Origin of the sequence: Streptomyces sp. NBC_01116 (assembly GCF_041435495.1) — a bacterium.
Taxonomy (GTDB): Bacteria; Actinomycetota; Actinomycetes; order Streptomycetales; family Streptomycetaceae; genus Streptomyces.
In genome coordinates, this window is the sequence record NZ_CP108644.1 from 4,222,420 (window position 1) to 4,247,654 (window position 25,235).

At 70.8% G+C, this 25,235-nt stretch carries 25 protein-coding genes and 1 tRNA gene; 13 read left to right on the forward strand and 13 right to left on the reverse strand.

Going from position 1 to position 25,235, the window contains the following annotated elements; translation table 11 throughout:
• Positions 1 to 67: 67 nt before the first annotated feature.
• From paaA to OG245_RS18370, 6 genes are all read left to right on the forward strand, one after another.
• Positions 68 to 1,153 (forward strand): 1,2-phenylacetyl-CoA epoxidase subunit PaaA, encoded by a 1,086-nt coding sequence (gene paaA, locus OG245_RS18345; RefSeq protein WP_371624594.1) that lies wholly within the window; start codon positions 68 to 70, stop codon positions 1,151 to 1,153.
• Positions 1,150 to 1,440 (forward strand): 1,2-phenylacetyl-CoA epoxidase subunit PaaB, encoded by a 291-nt coding sequence (paaB, locus tag OG245_RS18350; RefSeq protein ID WP_329356851.1) that lies wholly within the window; start codon positions 1,150 to 1,152, stop codon positions 1,438 to 1,440. The genes paaA and paaB overlap by 4 nt, the downstream gene beginning before the upstream one ends.
• The gene (gene paaC, locus OG245_RS18355; RefSeq protein WP_371624595.1) at positions 1,437 to 2,153 is read left to right on the forward strand and encodes a 1,2-phenylacetyl-CoA epoxidase subunit PaaC; all 717 of its coding nucleotides are present in this window, start codon (positions 1,437 to 1,439) and stop codon (positions 2,151 to 2,153) included. The genes paaB and paaC overlap by 4 nt, the downstream gene beginning before the upstream one ends.
• A complete protein-coding gene (paaD, locus tag OG245_RS18360; RefSeq protein ID WP_371624596.1) occupies positions 2,147 to 2,644 on the forward strand; it encodes a 1,2-phenylacetyl-CoA epoxidase subunit PaaD in 498 nt (165 codons plus the stop codon). Before paaC ends, paaD begins: the two co-directional genes overlap by 7 nt.
• Positions 2,645 to 3,703, forward strand: coding sequence for a 2Fe-2S iron-sulfur cluster-binding protein (locus tag OG245_RS18365; protein ID WP_371624597.1), 1,059 nt, complete (start codon positions 2,645 to 2,647; stop codon positions 3,701 to 3,703). It begins immediately after the preceding gene.
• A gap of 174 nt (positions 3,704 to 3,877) precedes the next feature.
• The gene (locus OG245_RS18370) at positions 3,878 to 5,062 is read left to right on the forward strand and encodes an acyl-CoA dehydrogenase family protein (protein ID WP_371624598.1); all 1,185 of its coding nucleotides are present in this window, start codon (positions 3,878 to 3,880) and stop codon (positions 5,060 to 5,062) included.
• 98 nt (positions 5,063 to 5,160) lie between these two features.
• Here OG245_RS18370 and OG245_RS18375 read toward each other — a convergent pair whose 3' ends face one another.
• From OG245_RS18375 to OG245_RS18400, 6 genes are all read right to left on the reverse strand, one after another.
• Positions 5,161 to 5,505 (reverse strand): rhodanese-like domain-containing protein, encoded by a 345-nt coding sequence (locus tag OG245_RS18375; protein WP_215105740.1) that lies wholly within the window; start codon positions 5,503 to 5,505, stop codon positions 5,161 to 5,163.
• A gap of 92 nt (positions 5,506 to 5,597) precedes the next feature.
• Positions 5,598 to 6,566, reverse strand: a complete 969-nt coding sequence (locus tag OG245_RS18380; protein ID WP_371624599.1) for a J domain-containing protein — start codon at positions 6,564 to 6,566, stop codon at positions 5,598 to 5,600.
• Between the two features lie 146 nt (positions 6,567 to 6,712).
• The gene (locus tag OG245_RS18385; RefSeq protein WP_371624600.1) at positions 6,713 to 8,200 is read right to left on the reverse strand and encodes a DUF2252 domain-containing protein; all 1,488 of its coding nucleotides are present in this window, start codon (positions 8,198 to 8,200) and stop codon (positions 6,713 to 6,715) included.
• 187 nt (positions 8,201 to 8,387) lie between these two features.
• Positions 8,388 to 8,750: a winged helix-turn-helix transcriptional regulator gene (locus OG245_RS18390; RefSeq protein WP_371624601.1), complete on the reverse strand. Its 363-nt coding sequence runs from the start codon at positions 8,748 to 8,750 to the stop codon at positions 8,388 to 8,390.
• A gap of 181 nt (positions 8,751 to 8,931) precedes the next feature.
• Positions 8,932 to 9,762 (reverse strand): ScbR family autoregulator-binding transcription factor, encoded by an 831-nt coding sequence (locus tag OG245_RS18395; protein ID WP_371624602.1) that lies wholly within the window; start codon positions 9,760 to 9,762, stop codon positions 8,932 to 8,934.
• A 492-nt stretch (positions 9,763 to 10,254) separates the two neighbouring features.
• Positions 10,255 to 10,337: transfer RNA gene (locus tag OG245_RS18400), tRNA-Leu, on the reverse strand.
• Positions 10,338 to 10,652: 315 nt separating this feature from the next.
• Here OG245_RS18400 and OG245_RS18405 point away from each other — a divergent pair.
• From OG245_RS18405 to pknB, 6 genes are all read left to right on the forward strand, one after another.
• Complete coding sequence (locus tag OG245_RS18405) at positions 10,653 to 11,510, forward strand: DUF3662 and FHA domain-containing protein (protein WP_073867179.1); 858 nt, start codon at positions 10,653 to 10,655, stop codon at positions 11,508 to 11,510.
• 10 nt (positions 11,511 to 11,520) lie between these two features.
• On the forward strand, positions 11,521 to 12,039 hold the full coding sequence (locus OG245_RS18410; RefSeq protein WP_003967913.1) for an FHA domain-containing protein: 519 nt from the start codon (positions 11,521 to 11,523) through the stop codon (positions 12,037 to 12,039).
• A 135-nt stretch (positions 12,040 to 12,174) separates the two neighbouring features.
• On the forward strand, positions 12,175 to 13,674 hold the full coding sequence (locus OG245_RS18415; RefSeq protein ID WP_371627915.1) for a PP2C family serine/threonine-protein phosphatase: 1,500 nt from the start codon (positions 12,175 to 12,177) through the stop codon (positions 13,672 to 13,674).
• Between the two features lie 22 nt (positions 13,675 to 13,696).
• A complete protein-coding gene (locus tag OG245_RS18420) occupies positions 13,697 to 15,097 on the forward strand; it encodes an FtsW/RodA/SpoVE family cell cycle protein (protein WP_073799918.1) in 1,401 nt (466 codons plus the stop codon).
• Positions 15,094 to 16,551 carry a peptidoglycan D,D-transpeptidase FtsI family protein gene (locus OG245_RS18425; protein ID WP_371624603.1) on the forward strand — a complete coding sequence of 486 codons (1,458 nt, stop codon included), beginning with the start codon at positions 15,094 to 15,096 and terminating at the stop codon, positions 16,549 to 16,551. Before OG245_RS18420 ends, OG245_RS18425 begins: the two co-directional genes overlap by 4 nt.
• 171 nt (positions 16,552 to 16,722) lie before the next feature.
• Positions 16,723 to 18,726, forward strand: a complete 2,004-nt coding sequence (gene pknB, locus OG245_RS18430; RefSeq protein WP_371624604.1) for a Stk1 family PASTA domain-containing Ser/Thr kinase — start codon at positions 16,723 to 16,725, stop codon at positions 18,724 to 18,726.
• Between the two features lie 102 nt (positions 18,727 to 18,828).
• On the opposite strand, the gene OG245_RS18435 is transcribed toward pknB, so the two are convergent.
• The 6 genes from OG245_RS18435 to OG245_RS18460 form a co-directional block, all read right to left on the reverse strand.
• Positions 18,829 to 19,563, reverse strand: a complete 735-nt coding sequence (locus tag OG245_RS18435; protein WP_371624605.1) for a class E sortase — start codon at positions 19,561 to 19,563, stop codon at positions 18,829 to 18,831.
• Between the two features lie 25 nt (positions 19,564 to 19,588).
• A complete protein-coding gene (locus tag OG245_RS18440; RefSeq protein WP_371624606.1) occupies positions 19,589 to 20,989 on the reverse strand; it encodes a class E sortase in 1,401 nt (466 codons plus the stop codon).
• Positions 20,986 to 21,624, reverse strand: coding sequence for an aminodeoxychorismate/anthranilate synthase component II (locus OG245_RS18445; protein WP_371624607.1), 639 nt, complete (start codon positions 21,622 to 21,624; stop codon positions 20,986 to 20,988). Before OG245_RS18445 ends, OG245_RS18440 begins: the two co-directional genes overlap by 4 nt.
• Positions 21,621 to 21,809, reverse strand: coding sequence for a hypothetical protein (locus OG245_RS18450; RefSeq protein ID WP_371624608.1), 189 nt, complete (start codon positions 21,807 to 21,809; stop codon positions 21,621 to 21,623). Before OG245_RS18450 ends, OG245_RS18445 begins: the two co-directional genes overlap by 4 nt.
• A gap of 79 nt (positions 21,810 to 21,888) precedes the next feature.
• Positions 21,889 to 22,629, reverse strand: a complete 741-nt coding sequence (locus tag OG245_RS18455) for a class E sortase (protein ID WP_371624609.1) — start codon at positions 22,627 to 22,629, stop codon at positions 21,889 to 21,891.
• 30 nt (positions 22,630 to 22,659) lie between these two features.
• A complete protein-coding gene (locus OG245_RS18460; RefSeq protein WP_371624610.1) occupies positions 22,660 to 23,427 on the reverse strand; it encodes a DUF881 domain-containing protein in 768 nt (255 codons plus the stop codon).
• A 142-nt stretch (positions 23,428 to 23,569) separates the two neighbouring features.
• Between OG245_RS18460 and crgA the strand changes: the two genes are divergently transcribed.
• Positions 23,570 to 23,824 carry a cell division protein CrgA gene (gene crgA, locus OG245_RS18465; protein WP_371624611.1) on the forward strand — a complete coding sequence of 85 codons (255 nt, stop codon included), beginning with the start codon at positions 23,570 to 23,572 and terminating at the stop codon, positions 23,822 to 23,824.
• 407 nt (positions 23,825 to 24,231) lie between these two features.
• On the opposite strand, the gene OG245_RS18470 is transcribed toward crgA, so the two are convergent.
• Complete coding sequence (locus OG245_RS18470; RefSeq protein ID WP_371624612.1) at positions 24,232 to 25,137, reverse strand: rhomboid family intramembrane serine protease; 906 nt, start codon at positions 25,135 to 25,137, stop codon at positions 24,232 to 24,234.
• Positions 25,138 to 25,235 lie beyond the last annotated feature (98 nt).

A 25,235-nucleotide genomic window follows, 5' to 3' on the forward strand; every position in this document is an offset into this window, starting at 1 on the left:
ACCCTACGGGCCTCCGACTCACCATTGAAGTCAAGGAACCGAACGATCGGTCGGTAGGGAGCCCGGGATGGCGGCAGTGACTGCGGACCAGACGACGCAGAAGAGGCTCGGCGCGGAGAATGCCGCGGACGAGGCGGACGCGGGCCGCATCGCGGCTTTCGACGCGGCCGTGGCGGCTGACGAGCGGATCGAGCCGCGCGACTGGATGCCCGACGCCTACCGGGCGACGCTGGTCCGCCAGATGGCCCAGCACGCCCACTCGGAGATCATCGGCATGCAGCCCGAGGCCAACTGGATCACCCGGGCGCCCTCGCTGCGCCGCAAGGCGATCCTCATGGCCAAGGTGCAGGACGAGGCGGGCCACGGCCTGTATCTCTACAGCGCCGCCGAGACCCTGGGCACCAGCCGCGAGGAGCTGCTCGACAAGCTCCACGCGGGTCGTCAGCGCTATTCGTCGATCTTCAACTACCCCACGCTGACCTGGGCCGACGTCGGCGCGATCGGCTGGCTGGTGGACGGGGCCGCGATCACCAACCAGGTGCCGCTCTGCCGCTGCTCCTACGGCCCCTACGCCCGTGCCATGGTCCGCATCTGCAAGGAGGAGTCCTTCCACCAGCGCCAGGGGTACGAGCTGCTGCTCGCCCTCAGCCGCGGCACCGAGGCACAGCACGCCATGGCCCAGGACGCGGTGAATCGCTGGTGGTGGCCCTCCTTGATGATGTTCGGCCCGCCCGACGACGCCTCGTCGCACTCCGAGCAGTCGATGGCCTGGAAGATCAAGCGGCACTCCAACGACGAGCTGCGCCGGCGCTTCGTGGACATCTGCGTGCCCCAGGCCGAAGCGCTGGGCCTGGATCTCCCCGACCCCGACATCCGGTGGAACGAGGAGCTCGGCCGGCACGACTTCGGCGCGATCGACTGGGCGGAGTTCCAGGCGGTCCTCCAGGGCGACGGCCCCTGCAACGAGCAGCGGATCACCCAGCGCCGCAGGGCGCACGAGGAGGGCGCCTGGGTCCGGGACGCGGCAGCCGCGTACGCCGTCAAGCACACCCCGGCGCAGCCATCACCCAGGACATCGGCACCGGCATCGGCACCGGCACCGGCACCGGCACAGCACAGCGCGCCCGCGCACCACGTGGAGGAGACGGCATGAGCAGCTCGACCGACTGGCCTCTGTGGGAGGTGTTCGTGCGCTCGCGCCGCGGACTGTCCCACACCCATGCGGGCAGCCTGCACGCGCCGGACGCCGAGATGGCCCTGCGCAACGCCCGCGATCTCTACACCCGCCGCTCGGAGGGCGTCTCGATCTGGGTGGTCCCGTCCACCGTGATCACCGCCTCCTCCCCCGACGAGAAGGACTCCTTCTTCGAGCCGGCCGGCGACAAGCCCTACCGCCACCCGACCTTCTACGAGATCCCGGACGGGGTGAAGCACCTGTGACCGCCGCACTCGCCCTCGGCGACGACGCGCTGGTGCTCTCGCACCGGCTGGGGGAGTGGGCCGGCCACGCCCCCGTCCTGGAGGAGGAGGTGGCCCTCGCCAACATCGCCCTGGACCTGCTGGGACAGGCCCGGGTGCTGCTCTCGATCGTCGGCGACGAGGACGAGCTCGCCTACCTCCGCGAGGAGCGGGCCTTCCGCAACCTCCAGCTGGTCGAGCAGCCGAACGGGGACTTCGCCCACACCATCGCCCGCCAGCTCTACTTCTCGGCCTACCAGCACCTGCTGTACGAGCGACTGGCCGCCGGGGAGAGCGAGTTCACCGGTCTCGCGGCGAAGGCCGTCAAGGAAGTGGCCTACCACCGCGACCACGCCGAGCAGTGGGTCCTGCGGCTCGGCGACGGCACCGAGGAGAGCCACGACCGGATGCGGAGCGGCCTGGACGCGCTGTGGCGGTTCACCGGGGAGATGTTCCAGCCGGTCGAAGGGCTCGACTCCCCGGACTCCGGTGTCGACTGGCAGGCCCTGGAAGCCGGTTGGCTCACCGCCGTCACCGACGTCGTCGAGCGGGCAGGGCTGACCCTTCCGACAGGCCCGCGGGCCGGGGGCTGGGCGGCCGGCGCAGGCCGGCAGGGCCTGCACACCGAGCCGTTCGGCCGCATGATCGCCGAGATGCAGCACCTGCACCGCAGCCACCCGGGGGCGTCATGGTGACCGACACCCGGCTGGAGGCGGAGCTGCGCGACCTCGCCGGCTCCGTGCCCGACCCCGAACTGCCGGTGCTGTCCCTGGCGGAGCTCGGCGTCCTGCGGGACGTGCGGGTGGACGGGCCGGGCCGGGTGACCGTGCGGCTCACTCCGACCTACACCGGCTGCCCGGCGATCGAGGCGATGTCCGCCGACATCGAGCGGGTGCTGCACGACCACGGCATCCCGGAGGTCTCCGTGGTCACGGTCCTGGCGCCGGCCTGGTCGACGGACGACATCAGCGCCGAAGGCCGCCGCAAGCTCGCCGAGTTCGGCATCGCCCCGCCGCGCGCCCACAGCGCCGACGGCGGCCCCGTGCCGCTGACGCTCTCGGTGCGCTGCCCGCACTGCGGCTCCACCGACACGGAGCTGCTCAGCCGGTTCTCCTCCACGGCGTGCAAGGCCCTGCGCCGCTGCGTCGCCTGCCGCGAACCGTTCGACCACTTCAAGGAGTTGTAGATGTTCCATCCGCTCCGGGTCAGCGCGATCGAACGGATCACGGACGACGCGGTGGCCGTGACGCTCGCCGTGCCGGCCGAGCTGCGCGAGACCTTCCGCCACACCCCCGGCCAGCATCTGAACGTGCGCTACACCGTGGACGGCCAGGAGATCCGCCGTTCGTACTCGATCTGCGCACCGGCCACCGAACAGCCCGGCGAGCCGGTCCTGCGGGTGGGCATCCGCATGGTCGACGGCGGGGCGTTCTCCACGTACGCCCTGAAGGAGCTGGCCGTCGGGGACCTGGTGGAGGCCATGCCTCCGATGGGCCGCTTCGTCCTGAAGCCGCGTCCCGGTCTGTTCGCGGCGGTGGTCGGCGGCAGCGGCATCACCCCGGTGCTCTCCATGGCGGCCACCCTGCTCGACCGGGAGCCGACGGCCCGGTTCTGCCTGATCCGCAGCGACCGCACGGCGGCCTCGACGATGTTCCTCGACGAGGTGGCCGACCTCAAGGACCGTTATCCGGACCGCTTCCACCTGGTCACCGCGCTCTCCCGGGAGGAGCAGTCGGCCGGGCTCCCCTCCGGGCGCCTGGACGCCGAACGGCTCACCGGCCTGCTGCCCGCCGTGCTTCCGGTGGCCGATGTGGACGGCTGGTTCCTGTGCGGGCCGCTCGGCCTCGTGCGCGGCACGGAGAAGGCCCTGAAAACGCTCGGCGTCGACCGCTCCCGGGTTCACCAGGAGATCTTCCACGTCGAGGAGGGCCCCACCGACGCGACGGTGATCAAGGTCGCCGCTCCGTCCGACGCCGTGCTGACGGCCACCCTCCACGGCCGCTCGGGCCGCTGGCCCGTGCAGGACACCGAATCCCTGCTGGAGACGGTGCTGCGAAGCCGCTCGGACGCTCCGTACGCCTGCAAGGGAGGGGTGTGCGGGACCTGCCGGGCGTTCCTCGTCTCGGGCGAGGTCCGGATGGACCGCAACTTCGCGCTGGAACCGGAGGAGACCGGCGCGGGCTTCGTGCTGGCCTGCCAGTCGCATCCGCTCACGCCGGAGGTGGAGCTGGACTTCGACCGCTGAGACCGCCGCAGCCACCGAAGCCATCGAAGCCACCGAGGCGGCCGCAGCCGCGAACGAGCCAAGGGTGCTGGCACAGGCCCCGCGCCTCCGCGCTGTTCCCTTCCTGTAGAACCTGTTCTATCTTGACGACCCGTCAGGACGGGAACGGTTAGCGGTTAGCGGGAGGCCGGGACAGTGGACTTCACCTTCAGCGAGGAACAGCGGGCAGCCGTCGAGGCGGCCAGGGCGGTCTTCTCGGACGTCGCACCCGACAGCGCGCCCAGCCCCGCCCTGACCCCGGGCGCCGTGGCCGAGGACATCGACCGGCGGCTGTGGAGCGAGCTGGCGCGCACGGACCTGCTCGGTCTCACGCTGTCGCCGGACCACGGAGGCGCGGGCCTCGACCCGATCGCGCTCTGCCTGGTCCTGCGGGAGTCGGCGAAGGTGCTGGCCAGAGTCCCGTTGCTGGAGAGCTGTGCGGTCGCGATGGCGGTACAGCGGTACGGCGGGAGCGCCCTCGCGGCGGAGCTGCTTCCCCTGGCCGGCCGGGGCGAGCTGATCCTGACCGTCGGCGCCAACGGACGCAGCGGCCACGATCCCGCCGAACTCGCCGTCGCCGCAGTGCCGTACGAGGAGAACGGGGAGAGCGGGGAGGGCGGGGGGAGCGGCGCGTCGGCAGGGGGCTCCGGCTGGGTGCTCGACGGGGTGCAGTCCGCGGTTCCCTGGGCCCAGGCGGCCGACTGGATCGCCGTCCCCGCACACACCGCCGAGGACCGGCCGGTCCTGGCCCTCGTCCCCCGTGCCCGCGACGGCGTCACCCTGGCGGACCAGGTCTCCACCAGTGGCGAACGCCTGGCCGAGGTCCGGCTGGACGGCGTGCGGGTGACGGCCCACGAGCTGATCGACGCGCCGGGCTGCTGGGAGTGGCTGCGGTCCCTGCTCACCACGGGAACCTGCGCGCTCGCGCTCGGGCTGGGCGAGCGGGTGCTGGCGATGACCGCCGAATACACCGGCAAGCGTGAGCAGTTCGGGTTCCCGGTCGCCACGTTCCAGGCGGTGGCCGTCCAGGCGGCCGACCGGTACATCGATCTGCGGGCGATGGAGGCGACTCTCTGGCAGGCCGCCTGGCGGATCTCGTCCGACGCCGGGGGGCCGCTGCCCACGGCGGGCGATGTCGCCGTGGCGAAGATCTGGGCCTCCGACGGCGTCCGCCGCGTCGTGCAGACCGCGCAGCACCTGCACGGCGGCTTCGGCGCGGACACCGACTACCCGCTGCACCGCTTCCACGCCTGGGCGAAGCAGATCGAGCTCTCCCTCGGCCCGGCGGCGGCCCATGAGGAGGCCTTGGGCGACCTGCTGGCCGCCCACCCGCTCAGCTGACCAACAGCCGACCGCCGGTACCTCCGGTGCAGGCCGTGCAGGCGGCACAGGCGGTTGCAGACGGTGCCGAACCCGGCCCGCCCGGTGGCGCCGGAGGCTCAGAGGACGAAGGCGGGCGTCCCGTTGTCCGTGACCATCGGGCGCCCGGCGCCGTCCCAGGCCTGCATGCCGCCGTCGATGTTCACCGCGTCGATGCCCTGCTGGACCAGGTACTGGGTGACCTGGGCCGACCGGCCGCCGACCCGGCACATCACATGCACGCGCCGACCGTCCTCGGCGGACTCGGTCAGCTCGCCGAACCGGCCCACGAAGTCGCTCATCGGGATGTGCAGCGCACCCTCGACATGACCGGCCGCCCACTCGTCGTTCTCACGGACGTCCAGGACGAAGCCGTCCGACGGCACCGCCGCGGCGTCAACCGAGGGCAGCGGGGCGAAGTTCATGGGTCATGCCTTCTCTCGTGCGGTCGCGGGCCTCGTACAGGGGGCCTCGTGCACAGAGGCCTCACACCTACGCGGCGGAGTCACCAGGAACGCTACTGCACCATCTGCGCGAGCTCGGCCTCGCGCCGGGACACCTCGCCCAGCAGTTGCTCCGCGATGTCCTCCAGCAGCTGGTCCGGGTCGTCCGGGGCCATCCGGAGCATCGAGCCGATCGCACCGTCCTCCAGCTCCTTGGCCAGCACCGTCAGCAGTTCCTTGCGCCGGCTGAGCCACTCCAGCCGGGCGTAGAGCTCCTCGCTCTCGCTCAGCGGAGTCAGGGGCTTCACCGGGCCGGCCGCCCACTCCGCCACGAGCTCCTTGAGGAGCTCCACGTCGCCGCGCCCGTAGGCGGCGTTCACCCGGGCGATGAACTCGTCCCGGCGCTGCCGTTCCGGCTCGTCCTGGGCGAGGTCCGGGTGCGCCTTGCGGGCCAGCTCCCGGTAGAGCTTGCGGGCCTCCTCGCTCGGCCTGACCCGCTTCGGCGGCCGGACCGGCTGTTCGGTGAGCATCGCCGCGGCCTCGGGGGACAGCCCGTCGGTGTCCATCCAGTCGTGGAACAGCTCGTCGACCCCGGGCATCGGCATGACGACCGCCCGCGCCTCCCGCGCCTTGCGCTCGTCCTCCGGGTCCCCGGTCCGGGCGGCCCGCGCCTCCGCGATCAGCGCGTCCAGCTCGTCGAGGCGGGTGTACATCGGGCCGAGCCGCTGGTGGTGCAGCCGGGAGAAGTTCTCGACCTCCACCCGGAAGGTCTCCACCGCGATCTCGAACTCGATCAACGCCTGTTCGGCGACCTGCACCGCCCTGGCCAGCCGTGCCTCGGGGCGCGGCGCGGCCTCCTCGGGGCCGGTGGCCTCCCCGGCAGCGGCGTCCGCGGGGCCGGGTGCGCCCGGCGCCCCCGGAGCGTCCTGCGTCCCTGGGGCGTCCCCCGCTTCGGGGACGGATCGGGGCGTGTCCGGCCGGTCGTTGTCCTGCCGGTCTTCATCGTTCCGGGTGGTCGGCACCCCGGCGGCTTCGTGGGTCACCCGTCCAGCGTATGGCCACGGCCCGGCGGCGCGGCACACACGGTGGCCCCGGCCCGGGGCCCGCCCCGTCCCGATCAGGGCCCCAGCGCCTTGCACCAGCAGGGCCCGGTCGCCTCGCCGACCGGGCCCACCGCCTCAGGGACCCGTCATACGCCGAACTCGGCGGCCAGCCTGCCCGCCTTGACCGCCCGCACCAGCTCGGCATGATCCGCTTCCGTACGGTCGGCGTACGTCACCGCGAAGGCGGCCACCGCCTCGTCGAGCTCGTCGTTCTTGCCGCAGTAGCCCGCCAGCAGGCGGGGGTCGGCGCTGTGCGCGTGCGCCCGCGCGAGCAGCGCGCCGGTCATCCGCCCGTAGTCGTCCACCTGGTCGGCGGCGAGCGCGGCGGGGTCCACGCTGCCCTTGCGGTTCCGGAACTGCCGGACCTGGAACTGCCTGCCGTCGACGTCCGCCCAGCCGAGCAGGATGTCGCTGACGACCTGCATCCGCTTCTGCCCGAACACCACCCGGCGGCCCTCGTGCGCCACCTCCGGCACATCGAAACCGACCGCGGGCAGATAGGGGGCGAGCACCGAAGGGCGCGCCTCCTTCACCTGGAGGACCAGCGGCTCGCCGCGGTGGTCGAGCAGCAGCACCACGTACGACCGGGTCCCCACACTGCCGGTGCCGACCACCCGGAACGCCACGTCGTGGATCGTGTACCGGGCCAGCAGCGGCACCCGGTCCTCGGAGACGGTGGAGAGGTAGCCGGCCAGCCCGGCGGCCACGACCGCGGCCTCGGCGTCCGGCACCCGGCGCAGCACCGGCCGGGCGTCGACGAAGCGCCGGCCGCCGTCGGGGCACTCCTCGGTGGAGCGGGCGGCGAAACGGGCGCTGGTGTTGTTGCGGGCCTTCTCCGAGACCCGCTCCAGGGTGCCGACCAGGTCACGCGCGTCCGTGTGCGAGACGAGCTCCTCGTCCGCGATCGCGTTCCAGGCGTCGAGGGCGGGCAGCCGGGCCAGCAGCCGCATCGTGCGCCGGTAGGCGCCGACGGTGTCGTGCGCGCCCCGGCGGCAGGTGTCCTCGTCGGCCCCGGCGGCCCGGCCCGCCAGCACCAGTGAGGTGGCGAGCCGCTTGAGGTCCCACTCCCACGGCCCGAAGACGGTCTCGTCGAAGTCGTTCAGATCGATGACCAGGCTGCCCCGGGCATCGCCGTAGAGGCCGAAGTTGGCCGCGTGCGCGTCACCGCAGAGCTGGGCGCCCACCCCGGTGACCGGGGTGCCGGTGAGGTCATGGGCCATCAGCCCGGCCGCGCCCCGCAGGAAGGCGAACGGCGTCGCCGCCATCCGGCCCACCCGTATCGGCGTCAGTCCCGGCACGCGGCCCCGGTTCGACTCCTCGACCGCCCGCACGGCGTCCGGCCGTCCCGGCGGCAGGACCAGCGAGGCGTGCGAGGCCCGCGGCACCCGGTCGCGGAGCGCCTTGCCCGCCGCCTTGGGTGAACTCGCGGCACCACGCCGGGCGAACCCGGGCACGACCGGAATGCGCGGATCCTCGCCCCCGGTCGCCGCAGCTCCCGCAGCCGCATCGGTTCCCGTCGTCGCCGTCGTTCCCGCAGGCCGCCGCTCAGGCGTCGTCGCCTCGGTTCCGCTCATGGAGCGTCGCCTCCCCCACCCTCGTACCGCTTCCGGCTGCCCGGCCCTCGAACCGGTCAGCGGCCCTGTCCGCCAGCGACCGAGCACGACGGTACCGCCGATGTCCGGCACCCGCCGGGCCCTGTGGGCAGCCGCCGGAACGGGCCCCGCGGACGACTGCGGTGCGCCCCGGGCCGACCGGACGAGGTCAGCAGCCCCTCCCGGAACCGGCCGTGTCGTCCCGCGTCAGATAGGTGTCCGCCCACCGGCCCAGCTCCTTGAGCGCGGGCTCCATCGCGGCGCCCGCCTCGGTGAGCCGGTACGCGACGCGCAGCGGCGGTCCCTCGTCGACCTCGCGGATCACCAGGCCCGCGGCGCCGAGTTCGGTCAGCCGGTCCGAGAGCATGCGCTCGCTGATTCCGGGAATCGCCCGTCTCAACTCGGCGAAGTGCACCGGCCGCTGGAGCAGCACCGAGACGATCTGACCGGTCCAGCGCTTGCCGAACAACGCGAAGACGCGACTGATGCCCCCATCGACCCGCCGACAGGGCTGCTCGCCGTGATCCGCCATGCCCTCAGACTACTGGGACACGGTTGGCCGCTCACTAAGAGTGAGTAGCCGCGCGGTGAACGCCGACAGGGCCGCGGAGACTCCAGGAGCACCGCGACCCTGCCCTATGATGATCATGAGCAATCGGACGTTTCACGTGAAACACAGCACGCCCCGGGAAAGACAGCGTGCCCCGAGCGGATCAGACGACGACGCCCCCGGCCGCGACGCCCGCGCCTGCGGGTTCCTCGTCGCCCTCGTCGCCGGCCCCGCCGGCCCGCGGACCACGGCCGGATCCACCGCCCCGCAGACCTGACCCGCCCGACCGGGAGCCCGCGTCGACAACGGGATCGGCGCCCGCTCCCTTGCCCTCCGCGGCGATCCTGGCCTCCTGCTCCTCACGCTCCGCCTTCTCGCGCGCCTGGGCCGCCAGATCCACCCGGCCCTCCGGCTTGATGTGGGCGATGACACCGGGATGAGCGATCGACGGCAGGATGTGGCGCCACATCTCCGCCACCTGCTCGCGCAGGTCTGCCCGGCCCGAGTCGGCCTCCGAGACCAGCTGGATACCGGTGAACGAAGCGACGATGATTTTGGCTGACACCATCGGGTCGATCTGAGGGAACACCTCGCCGCGCTCCTGGCCCAGCTCCAGCATCCGGGCCGTCGCGTCGATCCAGTCGCCCCACGGATGCGGCCCGCCGAGGAAGACGCCCTCGATGGAGAGCCTGGTACCGGCCCGGGCCATCGAGTTGTGGCGCAGGGCGAAAGCGAACTGCTGGCCACCGTCCACCAGGGACTGGAGCGGCGAGCCGTCCTGCTCGAACTCGACCGTGGAGGTCTGCTCGTCCATGATCGCCTGCGCGATGGCCTCCTTGGAGGCGAAATGGAAGTACAAGGCCCCCTTGGTGACCTTGGCGCGGCGGAGAATCTCCGAGATGGCCGCACGCTCGTAGCCGTAGTCGTCGAAGACACTCGCCGCGGCATCCACGATCGACCGCCACGTCTGGACTGCGCGAGCCTGCTTCGCCATTTCCTGCCTCCGGGACGTTCTGTGCGCTCAGCCCTTCACCGCCGAGTCGCCGTCGATCCAACCTCTGCGGCCAGCGTATGCAAGTGCGCCGTTGCACCGGCCATCGGTCTGTCCGGAAACCATGCCCACACCCGGTGGATCACCGCCCGCGGACACCTGCTGCCGCTCCTCCTCACCCCGCCTGTCCGTACCCCGCCCACCCGCCGAAAACACGGACCGCCGAGAACGTGGAGAAGCCCAGCGGTACGGGAACGGCCGGCGGTGGTCCGGACGCCCGCCGGATTCCGCGCCATCACAACACCGCCGATCCGGCCTGTCGATGCCCTGACACCGGCGAGCCGTCCTGTCGATCCCCTACCGGGTCGGACAACCGAGCCGGACAACCGAGCCGGACAACCGGGCCGGCGCGGGGAAAGCGAAATGGCCGACATCGTAATCACGATGCCGACCATTTCGTCAGTGCTACCAGGACACCCACTTCGATGTCCGTCGTGCGCGAGGGGGGATTTGAACCCCCACGTCCCTAAGGACACTGGCACCTGAAGCCAGCGCGTCTGCCGTTCCGCCACTCGCGCAAGAGTGGTGTTTCCAGACTCTCTCACCGTGTGGTGCGAGCGCCTGGCGACATCCGGAAGATTAGCACGATGAACAGGGTGGAATCACATCCGTTGTTTCGTCCGCTCCGGCAGGGGAAGCGGGAACCCCGAACCATCGCCCCCACTCCTCCGGAGTGCCTCCCGGGTGCGGGACACTGTGAGGAGGCCACCTCTACGATCCGTGTGAGGGGTGACACTCATCCACAGGCCAGACAAGGGGAACCAGCCGATTTCCCGACGCGTGGATACGATCAGTAAGCAGTACAGGGACGATGACAACGGAGGAGGTGCCCCATGGGGGTCATGAAGCGTTTCGAGCAGCGCCTCGAGGGGCTGGTCAACGGCACCTTCGCCAAGGTCTTCAAGTCCGAGGTGCAGCCCGTCGAGATCGCCGGCGCCCTCCAGCGCGAGTGCGACAACAACGCGACGATCTGGAACCGCGAGCGGACCGTCGTCCCCAACGACTTCATCGTCGAGCTCAGCACACCCGACTACGAGCGGCTCAGCCCGTACTCCGGACAACTGGGCGACGAGCTCTCCGGCCTGGTGCGCGACTACGCCAAGCAGCAGCGCTACACCTTCATGGGGCCGATCAAGGTCCACCTGGAGAAGGCCGACGACCTCGACACCGGGCTCTACCGGGTCCGCAGCCGCACGCTGGCATCGAGTTCGTCACAGCAGGACCCGTCGGCCCAGCCCCAGCAGCCCGCGGCCGGGCGGCCCGCCGCCCCGCAGGCTCCCGGCGGCTACGGCTACCCCCCGAGCGCCGCTCCGCCGATGCCCGCGGCCCCGCCGCCCGGCGCCGGACGGCCCTCGGCCCCCACGAACGACCGGCGCCCGCCGGCCGCGCCCGGCCCCCTGCCGGACGCCCGGACACGGCGCTGGATCGAGATCAACGGCACCCGCCATCAGATCTCCCGCCCGACGTTGGTGATGGGACGATCCACCGACGCCGACGTGCGGATCGACGATCCCGGCGTATCGCGCCGGCACTGTGAGATCCGGACCGGAACGCCCTCGACGATCCAGGATCTCGGGTCTACCAACGGCATCGTGGTAGACGGGCAGCACACCACCCGCGCTACGCTCCGCGACGGCTCGCGGATCGTCGTGGGCAGCACCACCATCGTTTACCGGCAAGCCGAAGGGTGAAGCGGGGGCAATGTCAGAGCTGACCCTGACGGTCATGCGGCTAGGTTTCCTGGCTGTTCTGTGGCTGTTCGTCATCGTGGCCGTTCAGGTCATCCGCAGCGACCTGTTCGGAACGCGCGTCACGCAGCGCGGCTCACGCCGCACTGCCGCCGACGCGCGCCCCCAACAGGGCCGCCAACAACAACAAGCGGCGCCGCCCCAGCAGCGCCAGCAGCCCGGGCGGCAGCGCCGCGGGGCACCCACGAAGCTGGTCGTGTCCGAAGGCACGCTCACGGGCACGACGGTCGCGCTCCAGGGCCAGACCATCACCCTGGGCCGGGCCCACGATTCAACGATCGTGCTGGACGACGACTACGCGTCCAGCAGGCATGCCAGGATCTACCCGGACCGTGACGGCCAGTGGATCGTCGAGGATCTCGGGTCCACCAACGGCACGTATCTGGAACGGACCCGGCTCACCACCCCGACACCAGTTCCGCTGGGCGCGCCGATCCGTATCGGCAAGACCGTCATCGAGCTGCGGAAGTAGTACGACAATGAGCGAGCGGAGCGAGCGAGCCGCGGCGGTCCCGACGGCGGACGCTGCCCGGTTCCCGACCGGAGGGTGGGCAGTGTGGCTCGAGACAGGCTGTACCCCGAGGCGGACTCGACGGGGCAGGTGCGCATGAGTCTGTCGCTGCGCTTCGCCGCCGGGTCGCACAAGGGCATGATCCGGGAGGGCAACGAGGACTCCGGCTATGCCGGTCCCCGGCTTCTCGCCATCGCCGACGGCATGGGCGGTCAGGCGGCCGGAGAGGTCGCCAGCTCCGAGGTGATCTCCACTCTCGTCCCGCTCGACGACGACGTACCGGGATCCGATCTCCTGACCTCGCTCGGCACGGCCGTTCAGCAGGCCAACGACCAGCTGCGCGTCATGGTCGAGGAGGACCCCCAGCTGGAGGGCATGGGCACCACGCTCACCGCCCTGCTCTGGACCGGTCAGCGCCTCGGCCTGGTGCACGTCGGCGACTCCCGCGCGTACCTGCTGCGGGACGGCGTCCTGACGCAGATCACCCAGGACCACACCTGGGTGCAGCGCCTCGTCGACGAGGGCAGGATCACCGAGGAAGAGGCCACCACCCACCCGCAGCGCTCCCTGCTGATGCGGGCGCTGGGCAGCGGCGACCATGTCGAACCGGACCTCTCCATCCGTGAGGTCCGTGCCGGCGACCGCTATCTGATCTGCTCGGACGGCCTCTCCGGCGTTGTCTCCCACCAGACGATGGAAGAGACCCTCGCCAGCTACCAGGGCCCGCAGGAGACCATCCAGGAGCTGATCCAGCTCGCTCTGCGCGGTGGCGGCCCGGACAACATCACCTGCATCGTGGCCGACGTCCTGGACGTCGACAACAACGACACCCTGGCCGCGCAGCTCAACGACACCCCGGTCGTCGTCGGCGCGGTCGCGGAGAACCAGGCCCAACTGGGCGACGGCGGGGCCATGCAGACGCCCGCCGGGCGCGCGGCCGGCCTCGGCCGCCCCGTGCCCCCGCCCGCCGGCGGCTTCGGCCCGCCCGGCAGCGGCGACGTCGGCTACGGGGGCATGCCGGACGGCTCCTACGACGCCTACACGGACGAGGACTTCGTCAAACCGGGCGGCGGCCGCACCTGGCTGAAGCGTTCCGTCTTCATCGTGCTCGCGCTGGCCGTGATCGGCGGCGGTCTGTACGGCGGCTACCGCTGGACCCAGACGCAGTACTACGTCGGCGCGCAGGACGAGAACGTCGCGCTCTTCCAGGGCATCAGCCAGGACCTCGCCTGGATCTCGCTCTCGACGGTCGAGAAGAACCACCCCGAGATCGAGCTCAAGTACCTGCCGCCGTACCAGCGCAAGCAGGTCGAGGCGACGATCGCCGAGGGCAACATCACCGACGCCCGCGAGAAGGTCGCCGAGCTCGCCGCCCAGGCCTCCGCCTGCAAGAAGGACGCGCAACGCCGCGCGGCCGACGCCGAGAACCGGGCCCGTACGGGCGAGGGCGAGGCCGGCGGCACCGCCGGAGCCCCCGCCACCAGGACTTCCGCCACGTCCTCCGCCAAGGGGACCAAGCCGACCACCGCTCCCACTCCCGGCCCCAGCCTCTCGGAGGAAGAGAAGAAGCTGGTCCCGCAGTGCGGTAAGCAGTAAGCCGTAGGGGGCCTTCAGCACCATGAGCGTTGTCACCAACACGACCACCATCGGCGCGATCGACGCACCGAGCCGCCGTAACACCGAGCTGGCGCTCGTCGTCTTCGCCGTCGCCATCTCGGTGTTCGCCTACGCCAACGTGGGCCTCGCCCTCAACGGCGAACTGCCCGCGGGCATGCTCGGCTACGGGGCGGGCCTCGCCCTGCTCGGCGGCGTCGCCCACCTCGTGGTGCGCAGATTCGCCAAGTACGCCGATCCGCTGCTGCTGCCGCTGGCCACCCTGCTGAACGGCCTGGGCCTCGCGCTGATCTGGCGCCTGGACCAGTCGGAGCGGCTGGCGCGGCTCCCCAGCTTCGCGCCCGCCGCCTCCAAGCAGCTGCTCTTCTCGGCGATGGGCGTGGCCCTGTTCATCGGTGTGCTGCTCCTCCTCAAGGACCACCGCATCCTCCAGCGCTACACCTACATCTCCATGGTGGTGGCGCTCATCCTGCTGATCCTGCCGATGTTCTTCCCGGCCCAGTTCGGCGCGAAGATCTGGATCACCATCCCCGGTATCGGCTCCATCCAGCCCGGTGAGTTCGCGAAGATCGTCATCGCGATCTTCTTCTCCGGCTATCTGATGGTGAAGCGCGACGCCCTGGCCCTGGCCAGCCGCCGCTTCATGGGCATGTACCTGCCCCGCGGTCGCGACCTCGGTCCGATCCTGGCCATCTGGGCGATGTCGATCCTGATCCTCGTCTTCGAGACCGACCTCGGCACCTCGCTCCTCTTCTTCGGCATGTTCGTCGTCATGCTCTACGTGGCGACCGAGCGCACCAGCTGGATCGTCTTCGGTCTGACCATGTCGGCCGTGGGCGCGGTCGGCGTGGCCTCCTTCGAGCCGCACGTGCAGGACCGTGTGACCGCCTGGCTCGACCCCTTCGCCGGCTGGGGCACGCATGCCGCCAGTGAGCAGATGGCGCAGGTGCTGATGGCCTTCGGCTCCGGCGGCACGCTCGGGACCGGGCTCGGTCAGGGCAACTCCGACCTCATCCTCTTCGCCGCCAACACCGACTTCATCCTCGCCACCGTGGGCGAGGAGCTCGGGCTCGCCGGTGTGATGGCGTTCCTCCTGCTGTACGGGCTGATCGTCGAGCGCGGTGTGCGCACCGCGCTGGCCGCCCGCGACCCGTTCGGCAAGCTGCTGGCCATCGGGCTCTCCGGCGCCTTCGCCATCCAGGTCTTCGTCGTCGCCGGCGGTGTCATGGGCCTCATCCCGCTCACCGGTATGACGATGCCGTTCCTCGCGGCCGGCGGGTCCTCGGTCATCGCCAACTGGGCCCTGATCGGCATCCTGATCCGCATCAGCGACACCGCCCGCCGTCCCGCGCCGGCTCCCGCGCCCTCCACCGACGCCGAGATGACGCAGGTGGTCCGACCGTGAACAAGCCGCTGCGCCGCGTCGCGATCTTCTGCGGCATCCTCGTCCTCTCGCTCCTCATCCGGGACAACTGGCTCCAGTACGTCCGCGCCGACGAGCTGACCAGCCACAAGTACAACCGCCGCGTCGAGATCGAGCGGTACGCCCACGAGCGCGGCGACATCATCGTCGACGGCAAGGCGGTCACCGGCTCCGCCGAGACCGAGGACAGCGACTTCACGTACAAGCGGGTCTGGAAGAACGGCCCCCTGTGGGCCCCCGTGACCGGCTACTCCTCACAGGCCTTCGACTCCTCGCAGCTGGAGAACCTGGAGGACGGCATCCTCACCGGCAACGACGACCAGCTGTTCTTCGACCGGACGCTGTCGATGTTCACCGGCGAGAAGAAGCGCGGCGGCAACATCGTCACCACGCTGAACGGCGACGCCCAGAGGGCCGCCTTCAAGGGGCTCGGCGAGAAGAAGGGCGCGGTGGTCGCCCTCGACCCGAAGAGCGGCGCCATCCTCGCCCTCGCCAGCACCCCGTCCTACGACCCCTCGGTCTTCGCCGGCAACTCCCTCAAGGACTCGGAAAACCGGCAGAAGCTCCTGAAGGACAAGGACAAGCCGATGCTCAACCGGGCCTTGCGCGAAACCTACCCCCCGGGCTCCACCTTCAAGGTCGTCACCGCCGCCGCCGCCCTGGAGAACGGGCTCTACGACGACATCGACGCGAAGACGGAGTCGCCGCTGCCCTGGACGCTGCCGCAGTCCACCACGCCTCTCCAGAACGAGGGCGACATCCCCTGCGAGAACGCCACGCTGCGCGAGGCCCTGCGGGTGTCGTGCAACACCGTCTTCGGGAAGATGAGCGACGACCTCGGCAACAAGAAGATGATCGAGCAGACGGACAAGTTCGGCTTCAACAAGGAAGTCTTCACGCCCGTCCGCGCCGACGCGAGCATCTATCCCGAGGACAACAGGCCGCAGAACGCGATGGCCGGCATCGGCCAGGCGTCCAACCGGACCACCCCGCTCCAGATGGCCATGGTGGCCTCCGCGATCGCCAACGACGGCAAGCTGATGCGGCCGTACATGGTCGCCGAGCGGCAGGCGCCCAACCTGGACCCGGTCTACACCCACGAGCCCGAGGAGCTCAGCCGCGCGCTCTCCGGTGAGAACGCCCAGAAGGTCCAGCAGATGATGGAGACCGTCGTCAAGGACGGTACGGGAACCAACGCGCGGATCCCCGGCGTCACCGTGGGTGGCAAGACCGGTACGGCACAGCACGGTCTGAACAACAGCGAGAAGCCGTACGCCTGGTTCATCTCGTACGCGAAGACCGACAGCGGCTCTCCGGTCGCCGTCGCCGTCGTGGTCGAGGACGGCAACGCCAACCGGGACGACATCTCCGGCGGCGGGCTGGCCGCCCCCATCGCGCGCGATGTGATGAAAGCGGTCATCGACAGCAAGAAGTGAGACCTGTCACGGCGGCCGCCCGTCATACCGGACATCGGATACCGGTCGGATATCGGCTGACGGGTGCGGGCTGATCACGTCACCCGTGCCCGGTAGCGTATGCGCGAACAGCGCACCGCCGCGGACCACACACGGGTGCGGTCGGGACTGACGGAGAGGGCTGGAACAGTTATGGAAGAGCCGCGTCGCCTCGGCGGCCGGTACGAGCTGGGCTCGGTGCTCGGCCGTGGTGGCATGGCCGAGGTCTACCTCGCGCACGACACCCGGCTCGGCCGCACCGTAGCTGTGAAGACGCTCCGGGCCGATCTGGCCCGTGACCCGTCGTTCCAGGCCCGGTTCCGCCGTGAGGCCCAGTCGGCCGCCTCGCTCAACCACCCCGCGATCGTCGCCGTGTACGACACCGGCGAGGACTACGTCGACGGGGTCTCCATCCCGTACATCGTGATGGAGTACGTCGACGGGTCGACGCTGAGAGAGCTCCTGCACTCCGGTCGCAGGCTGCTCCCCGAGCGCACGCTGGAGATGACGGTCGGCATCCTCCAGGCCCTGGAGTACTCGCACCGCGCCCAGATCGTCCACCGCGACATCAAACCGGCGAACGTCATGCTGACGCGCACCGGCCAGGTCAAGGTCATGGACTTCGGCATCGCCCGTGCCATGGGCGACTCCGGGATGACGATGACGCAGACCGCCGCGGTCATCGGCACCGCCCAGTACCTCTCCCCGGAGCAGGCCAAGGGCGAGCAGGTCGACGCGCGCTCCGACCTCTACTCCACCGGCTGCCTGCTGTACGAGCTGCTCGCGGTCCGGCCCCCGTTCGTGGGGGACTCGCCCGTCGCGGTGGCCTACCAGCACGTCCGGGAGGAGCCGCAGCCGCCGAGCAACTTCGACCCCGAGATCACGCCCGAGATGGACGCGATCGTGTTGAAGGCTCTCACCAAGGACCCGGACTACCGCTACCAGTCCGCCGACGAGATGCGCGCCGACATCGAGGCCTGCCTCGACGGCCAGCCGGTCGCGGCCACGGCGGCGATGGGCGCGGCCGGGTACGGCGGCTACGACGGCTACAACCCCGACCAGCCCACCACCGCCCTGCGCCCGACCGACCCGAACAACGCGCAGACCTCGATGCTCCCGCCGGTCAACCCGGACGACGGCGGCTACGGCTACGACGACCGCTCGGGCCGCCGGCGCCAGCAGAAGAAGAGCAACACCTCGACGATCCTGCTGGTCGTCGCGGGCATCCTGGTGCTGATCGGCGCGATCCTGATCGGCCGGGTGATCTTCACGCCGACCAGCGACGACGGCCAGATCAAGGCCCCGAACCTGGTGGGCACCACGGTGCAGGACGCGGAGAAACTCGCGGCCAGGACCGACGTCACCGTGAAGGTCGGCGCCGAGGAGCCGTGCGAGGACCAGGAGAAGGGCGAGATCTGCTCCCAGGATCCGTCGGCCGAGTCGCTGATGGACAAGGACGGCACCGTCACGGTCGTCGTCTCCACCGGAGCGCCGAAGACCGAGGTCCCCAACGTCCTGGAGAAGTCCGAGGACGGCGCCCGCGAGGTCCTGGAGGAGAAGGGCTTCACGGTCAACGTCACCACGGAGGAGTCCGAGAAGACCGAGGGCACCGTGATCGAGCAGGACCCCAAGGGCGGCGAGAAGGCCGAGGACGGGGCCGAGATCACCATCACCGTGGCCGTGCAGACGACCGACCCGATGCCCGACGTGCGGACCCGTCAGTACGACGCCGCCGTGGCCCAGCTCAACCAGCTCGGGTTCACCAACGTCTCACGGGCCGACGTGGACTCGGAGAAGCCGGCCGGAGAGGTGATCGAGCAGACCCCCGCGGGACCGAGCAAGCAGGCCAAGGACGCACAGATCGTCCTGAAGGTCTCCAAGGGGCCGGCGAAGCCGGAGCAGGTCGCGATCCCCGGTGACATCGGCAACAGGCCGTACCAGGACGTGAAGTCCCAGCTCGAAGGGCTCGGCTTCGTGGTCGCGCTCGCCCCGAATTCGGTCGACAAGCCGAACGCCACGGTGATCACCAGCAGCCCGGCGCCGACCACCCAGGCGGACAAGGGCAGCACCGTCACCCTCGTGACCATCGAGGGCGGCGGCAACGGCGGGAACGGCGGCAACGGCGGAGGCTTCATCGGAGGCCTGGGCGACGACTGACCCACCGCGCACCCGGAACGGCAAGGGAAGGGCCCCGGTCACCACGATGGTGACCGGGGCCCTTCCCGTCTACCCGGGCGCGAGCGGCTGTCCCCCGGCGGCTCAGCGCAGTTCGACCGGCTTCGTGCGGTCCTTGTCGACCTTCTCCGTACGCTCCAGCTCGCCCCACACGATGTACCGGTACTTCGAGGTGTAGACCGGGGTGCAGGTCGTCAGCGTGATGTAGCGGCCCGGCTCCTCGACACCCGACTCCTCCGGGACCGGCTGGATCACGTCGACGTTGAACTTCGACGTCTCGGGGAGCGTCTTGTAGACCTTGTAGACGTACCAGGTGTCCTTGGTCTCGAAGACGACCGGATCGCCGTTCTTCAGCTTGTGGATGTTGTGGAACTTCGCGCCGTGCCCGTCGCGGTGGGCGGCCAGCGTGAAGTTGCCCTCGTCGTCCCAGGGGAGGGCCGACTCGACCGGGTCCGTGTAGTAGCCCGCGATGCCGTTGTTCAGGGTCTCGGGGTCGGTGCCCTTCTTGACCAGCACCTCGCCGTTCTTCATGGCGGGCACGTGCAGGAAGCCGATGCCGTCCTTGGTGTCCAGGGCGCCCGGCCCGTCCGCCCACCGGCTGCGGACCGTGTCGCCCTGCTTGTCGGCCTCGCGGTCGGCGAGCACGTTGGTCCACCACAGGGAGTACGCGACGAACAGCGCGAGCACCAGGCCGGCGGTGATGAGCAGTTCGCCGAAGACGCTCACGGCCGTCGCGACGGGGTGGCGGCCTCCCCGGCGTGCAGGGGGCGGGGAGGTGGACGTGTCGGCCCGCTCGTCGTGCTCGGTCCTCGCTGCCACCGCACCGTCCCTGTCGTGAGGATGTTCAGCCGACGAGCGCGTCGGGCTTTCCCTGGCTGCGCGGCCGTTCGTCGACCATCTTGCCCCAGACGATCATCCGGTAGGTACTCGTGAATTCCGGGGTGCAGGTCGTCAGCGTGAGGTACCGGCCCGGGCCCTCGAACCCCGATCCCGCCGGTACGGGCTCGATCACCGAGATGTTGGACGGCGAGGTCTGCGGGAGGATGCTGGCCATCTCGTACGTGTAGTACGCGTCCTGCGTCTCGACCACTATCGGGTCGCCCGGGTTCAGCTTGTTGATGTAGCGGAACGGCTCGCCGTGGGTGTTGCGGTGACCGGCCACCGAGAAGTTGCCCTGCTTGTCGGAGGGCATCGCCGTCTTGAGCCTGCCCTCGCCGTAGTGGCCGATCATCCCCCGGTCGAGCACCTTCTCCTTGTCGATGCCCTCGGCGATCGGGGCGACGACGTCCAGCTTGGGGATGTGCATGATCGCGAAGCCCTGTCCGGGTGCGAACACCCCGGGCGTGCGGTCGCCGTTGGCCCACTCGTCCTGGATCCGGTTCGTCTCCTTGCCGGCGATCTGCTCGGCCCGGATGTTGGTCCACCAGAGCTGGTAGGTGACGAACAGCAGCATCAGGACGCCCAGCGAGATGAACACCTCGCCGACCACCCGGCTGGCGACGACCGCCGGGCTGTCCTTCGCCGCCTTCGCCGCGCGCCGGGCCTCCATCCGGGACATCGGGGCGGCCGGGGCGGCCCGCTCCACGACGGGTTCCGGACGCCGCCGGCCGCGCCCCTTGGCCGCCCGCCGCCGCTCGGCCCGCCCGCCGGTGGGAGGCGGGCCGGGGCGGGCGGCGGGGTCGGGCCCGGGCTCCGGCTCGGCCGGAACGCGGCTGATGACCTCGGTGGGGGGCTCTGGGGGCCCCGGGACGACGGCGGTGAGGACTTCGGTGCGCGGTTCGGCGGGGAGGTCCTGGGCCGGGACCTGGACCCGCTCCTCGGCCGGCGCTCTTCGCGCGGACGGCTCCTGGGGCCCGTACCAGTCGCGTTGGTACCCGGCGGGGTCGTACCACTCGTTCGGGGCTCCCTGGGGCTGCTGAGGCCCTTGGTGGGGTGCGTGGCCGGGCCGAGGCTCCGGTACGCGTCCGAGCGCGGGCTCCGGTACGGATTCCCGTGTTCCGGGGTCCGGTCCGGGCCCCGGACCGGGAAGCGCTCCGGGTCCGTCCGCTCCGGTCCCGTCCGCTCCCGGTCCGCCCGGGATGTTGTCCGTCCGGAACCACGGCGAGGCGTGCCCGCCGGGCAGCGGATCGTTGAGCGGATCCGCGAGGCCGTCCACCGCCGCCACGAACGCGCCGTCGGCCCCGTACGCCCGTCGCGCGTCAGGGCCCCCCGGTCCGGCGTCGGGCCCGCGGCGGCCCGCGGTCACGCGGCGGCCTTGCCCACCACAGGCGCGAGCCCCGCCGACCGCGCGACGGCCCCCCGGTCTCCGCACTGTTCCAGCCAGTTGGCGAGCATCAGGTGGCCGTGCTCGGTGAGCACCGACTCGGGGTGGAACTGCACGCCCTCCACGGCCCGGTCCCGGTGGCGCAGCCCCATGATGATGCCGTCCGCCGTGCGGGCGGTGACCTCCAGCTCCGGGGGCAGCGCGCCGGGTTCGGCGGCGAGCGAGTGGTAGCGCGTGGCGGTGAAGGGGGACGGCAGTCCGGCGAAGACGCCCTGGCCCTCGTGGGTCACGGGCGAGGTCTTGCCGTGCAGCAGCTCGGGGGCCCGGTCGACGACGCCGCCGTACGCGACCGCCATCGACTGCATCCCCAGGCAGACGCCGAAGACCGGCACGCCGGTGTCCGCGCAGTGGCGCACCATCTCCACGCAGACGCCGGCCTGCTCGGGCGTGCCGGGACCCGGCGAGAGCAGGACGCCGTCGAAGCCGTCCTGCGCGTGGGCGGGGGTCACCTCGTCGTTGCGCAGCACCTCGCACTCGGCGCCGAGCTGGTAGAGGTACTGGACGAGGTTGAAGACGAAGCTGTCGTAGTTGTCCACGACGAGGACGCGTGCGCTCACTGGCCGGCTCCTGCTCCACCGGCGCTCTCGCCGTCGACGGTCACGTCACCGAACGGCAGCAGCGGCTCGGCCCAGGGGAACACGTACTGGAACAGCGCGTAGACGACCGCCAGAACCAGCACGAGCGAGATGACGCCCCGCACCCATGCGTTGCCCGGCAGATGCCGCCAGATCCAGCCGTACATGCTGACCCCTCCATTCGGTACCCGCACCAGACTAGAGGGCCGCGGCCGAGGAGGGGGTCAGCTGGGGAAAAGCCCCGGATCAGCCGGAGAGCTCCGGAGGCCTTCCCTCGCTCACCGGCCGTGTCGCGTCCAGATGCGCCCAGGCGATCAGCCGGTGGCTGCTGCCCCATTCCGGCTCGCACGTGGTGAGCGTCAGATAGCGTCCGGCGTCCTCGAATCCGGAGCCGCGGGGCACCGGGTCGACGACGGCGGTGTCGGTGGGCACGGTCCGGTACGGCTTCTTCGCGACGCGGTAGGTGAACCAGGTCGTGCCGTCGTTGACGACGACCGCGTCCCCGGGCCGCAGCTCCGGGAAGTCCTTGAAGGGATCGCCGTACGTCCGCCGGTGCCCGGCCACCGCGAAGTTGCCCGTGTCGCCGGGGCGGGCCGTTCCGCTGTAGTGCCCGAGCCCCTTCTTCAGGGTTCCGACCGCGGTGTTCTCCAGGACGGGCCACTCCCAGTCGGCGCCGAAGCGCGGGATGTGCATCATCGCGAAGGGCTTTCCGGCGCGGTACGGGACCGGGTCCTGGTCCTGGTCCTGGTCCTGGTCGGGGGACGGGACCGGTTCCTCGGCCGGGGACGTCCTGGCGGAGGCGGGCGGCGGGGCCGGCGCCACGGGCTCCCGGGCCCACTGGCTCTGGAGGGTGTCGATCTCGCCCTCGGCCGCGTCGGCCGCCTTCACACCGGTCCAGAACAGGAAGTAGACGACGAAGAGGATGATCAGCGCACCCACGGTGATGCAGAGTTCGCTGAAGGTTCTGACGACGACTCGCACCGACACCGGACGGCCTCCCCGGGGCTCAGCTCGGGCTCACTCCACAGGCTGTGCGTAGTGGAGATCCACTGTGCCCGAGTACCCGGGAAGAGTCACCGCCTCGTTCTCGTCGACTTTCCAGCCCAGCCCGTACGCCTTCACGTACAGCAGGTAGTTCTGGATCGCGGTCGAGTCGTTGAGCGCCTGCTTGAGCTTGCCCGGGTCGCCGACCGCGGTGACCTTGTACGGCGGGGAGTAGACGCGGCCCTGGAGGATGAGCGTGTTGCCCACGCAGCGGACGGCGCTGGTGGAGATCAGCCGCTGGTCCATCACCTGGATTCCCCGCGCCCCGCCCTGCCACAGCGCGTTCACCACGGCCTGAAGGTCCTGCTGGTGGATGACCAGGTCGTTGGGCTGGGGCTCGGGGTAGCCGGGGTTGGCGGTGGCGTCGGGGGGCGCGTCATCGAGCGTCACACTGACGGAGTCACCGCTGATCTTCGTGGTGCCGGCCGCCTTCTCCAGGGCCTTCAGCCGGGCGTCCTCGGCCTTGGTGGAGCCGTCGTCGCGCTGGGCGAGGGCGTCGACGTCCGCACGGGCGCCGGCGACCGCGTCGTTCAGCTCGCCGTTGTTCTCGCTGCGCTCCCTGATCAGGTCGGAGAGCTTCAACAGGGAGGAGTCGCTGCGCAGATTGGTGCCCTTGGCGGTGTTGGCACTGGTGACGAAGATCAGTCCGGCCAGGGCGAAGACCGCAGCGGTGAGCCCCCGGACCGCCCACACGGAAGTGCGCCGGGCCGGGCCTTCTGGGGAGTCGGCGGAATTGCTCAACGTACCCTTATCTCATCAGGCGCCAGAGAAGCACTACGCTAACGGACGCTCGGGGGAGGCAGCATGCCCCCTGGCACCCCGCCCCCGGCGCCCGCCACAGATCCCTGCGCGGTCACGCAGCGCATCGACAGGAGAGTCCCTCGTGCCGAAGTCACGTATCCGCAAGAAGGCCGACTTCACGCCGCCCCCGGCGAAGCAGGCAACGACCATCAAGCTGACCAACCGCAGTTGGGTCGCTCCGGTGATGCTGGCCCTGTTCCTCATCGGGCTGGCCTGGATCGTGGTGTTCTACCTGACCGAGGGCGATCTGCCGGTCGACGCCCTGGGCAACTGGAACATCGTGGTCGGCTTCGGCTTCATCGCCGGCGGTTTCGCCGTGTCGACGCAGTGGAAGTGACGCTCCTCCGCCGCTGACGCTCCGCCTCCGCCGACGCTCCTCCGCCGCCGCGTCGGCGGCGAACGGCTCTCGTGGCGTGCCCGCTCGCCCCGTGCCGCTCGTGCCGTGCCCCTGCCGTATCCGCTCGGCACACCTCCGCGCAAGCCTTGCCCTGAGTTACCCACAGAGTTATCCACAGCTGGGGGAAAAGGTCAGACGATCTGTGGATAACCCCCACTCAAGTTGACGCCGGTGTGACTGCAGCCCCCCTCGACGAGGGGGGCTGCATCCCGTTGTCCTGACGGAAAAACCCAGATCAGCGACAAGGGGAACGGGTGTTCCTCTTGCCATGCACAAGATTCTGCGCACACTGTGGACAACTTCGGTCACCCTGAGGGTGGAGGGGCCCGTTCCGCTCGGAATCGGGCTCACGTGAGGGACATCGTGCGGGCGACGATGATCCCGACGCTCGCCAGCAGGACGAGCGCGCAGGCGCCGACCTGCACCGCCGTACGCCGCTCGCGCGGGGCGTGGACCATGCCGACGGCGATGACCACGCCCGCGATCAGACCGCCGACGTGCGCCTGCCAGGCGATGCCGTCCCGGTTGAAGTAGGTGAAGGCCAGGTTCAGCGCCAGCAGCACCAGCACCGGACGCAGGTCGTAGTTCATCCGGCGCATCAGGACGGCGATGGCGCCGAACAGGCCGTAGACCGCGCCGGACGCCCCGAGCGACTGCTGGCCGGGCACGGCGAGCAGATAGGTCAGGGCGCCGCCCGCAAGACCGGACAGCAGATAGAGCGCGAGGTAGCGGCTCCGGCCGAGCGCGGCCTCCAGCTGCCCGCCGAGCCACCACAGGCCCAGCATGTTGAACCCGATGTGCACCACTTCCTGGTGCAGGAACATCGAGGTCACCAGGCGGTACCACTGGCCATCGGCGACGCCTGCGACGGATCCCGGCGGCGGGCTCGGGTCCCACGCCAGCCCGACCAGCGTCAGATCGCTCACCAGCGCGGGACGGATGCTGACCAGGAGGAAGAGGGCGAGATTGATGCCGAGCAGGATCTTGGTGACCAGGCGGGGGTCGGCGGCCACCGTGCCACCGGCCAGCGTGCGCGGCCGGGCGGCGGACGGGTGGTGCCCGGTGCCCGAGCCCTGGCGCACGCAGTCGGGGCACTGGAAGCCGACCGAGGCGCTGACCATGCACTCGGGGCAGATGGGCCGCCCGCAGCGCGTACAGCTGATGCCGGTCTCACGGTCGGGGTGGCGGTAGCAGGTCGGTGTCGGCGCACCGCTTCCCGCGGCGGCACGGTCCCCCGGCGGCTGCTGGTCCATCGGTCCTGGCCTGCCTCTCGGTCCTCGTCGCCCGGCGGCGCGAAGAAGGCCGCCCCGCCGGTCCGCTATGTATCAGTACGGACGGGCGGGGCGGTTGG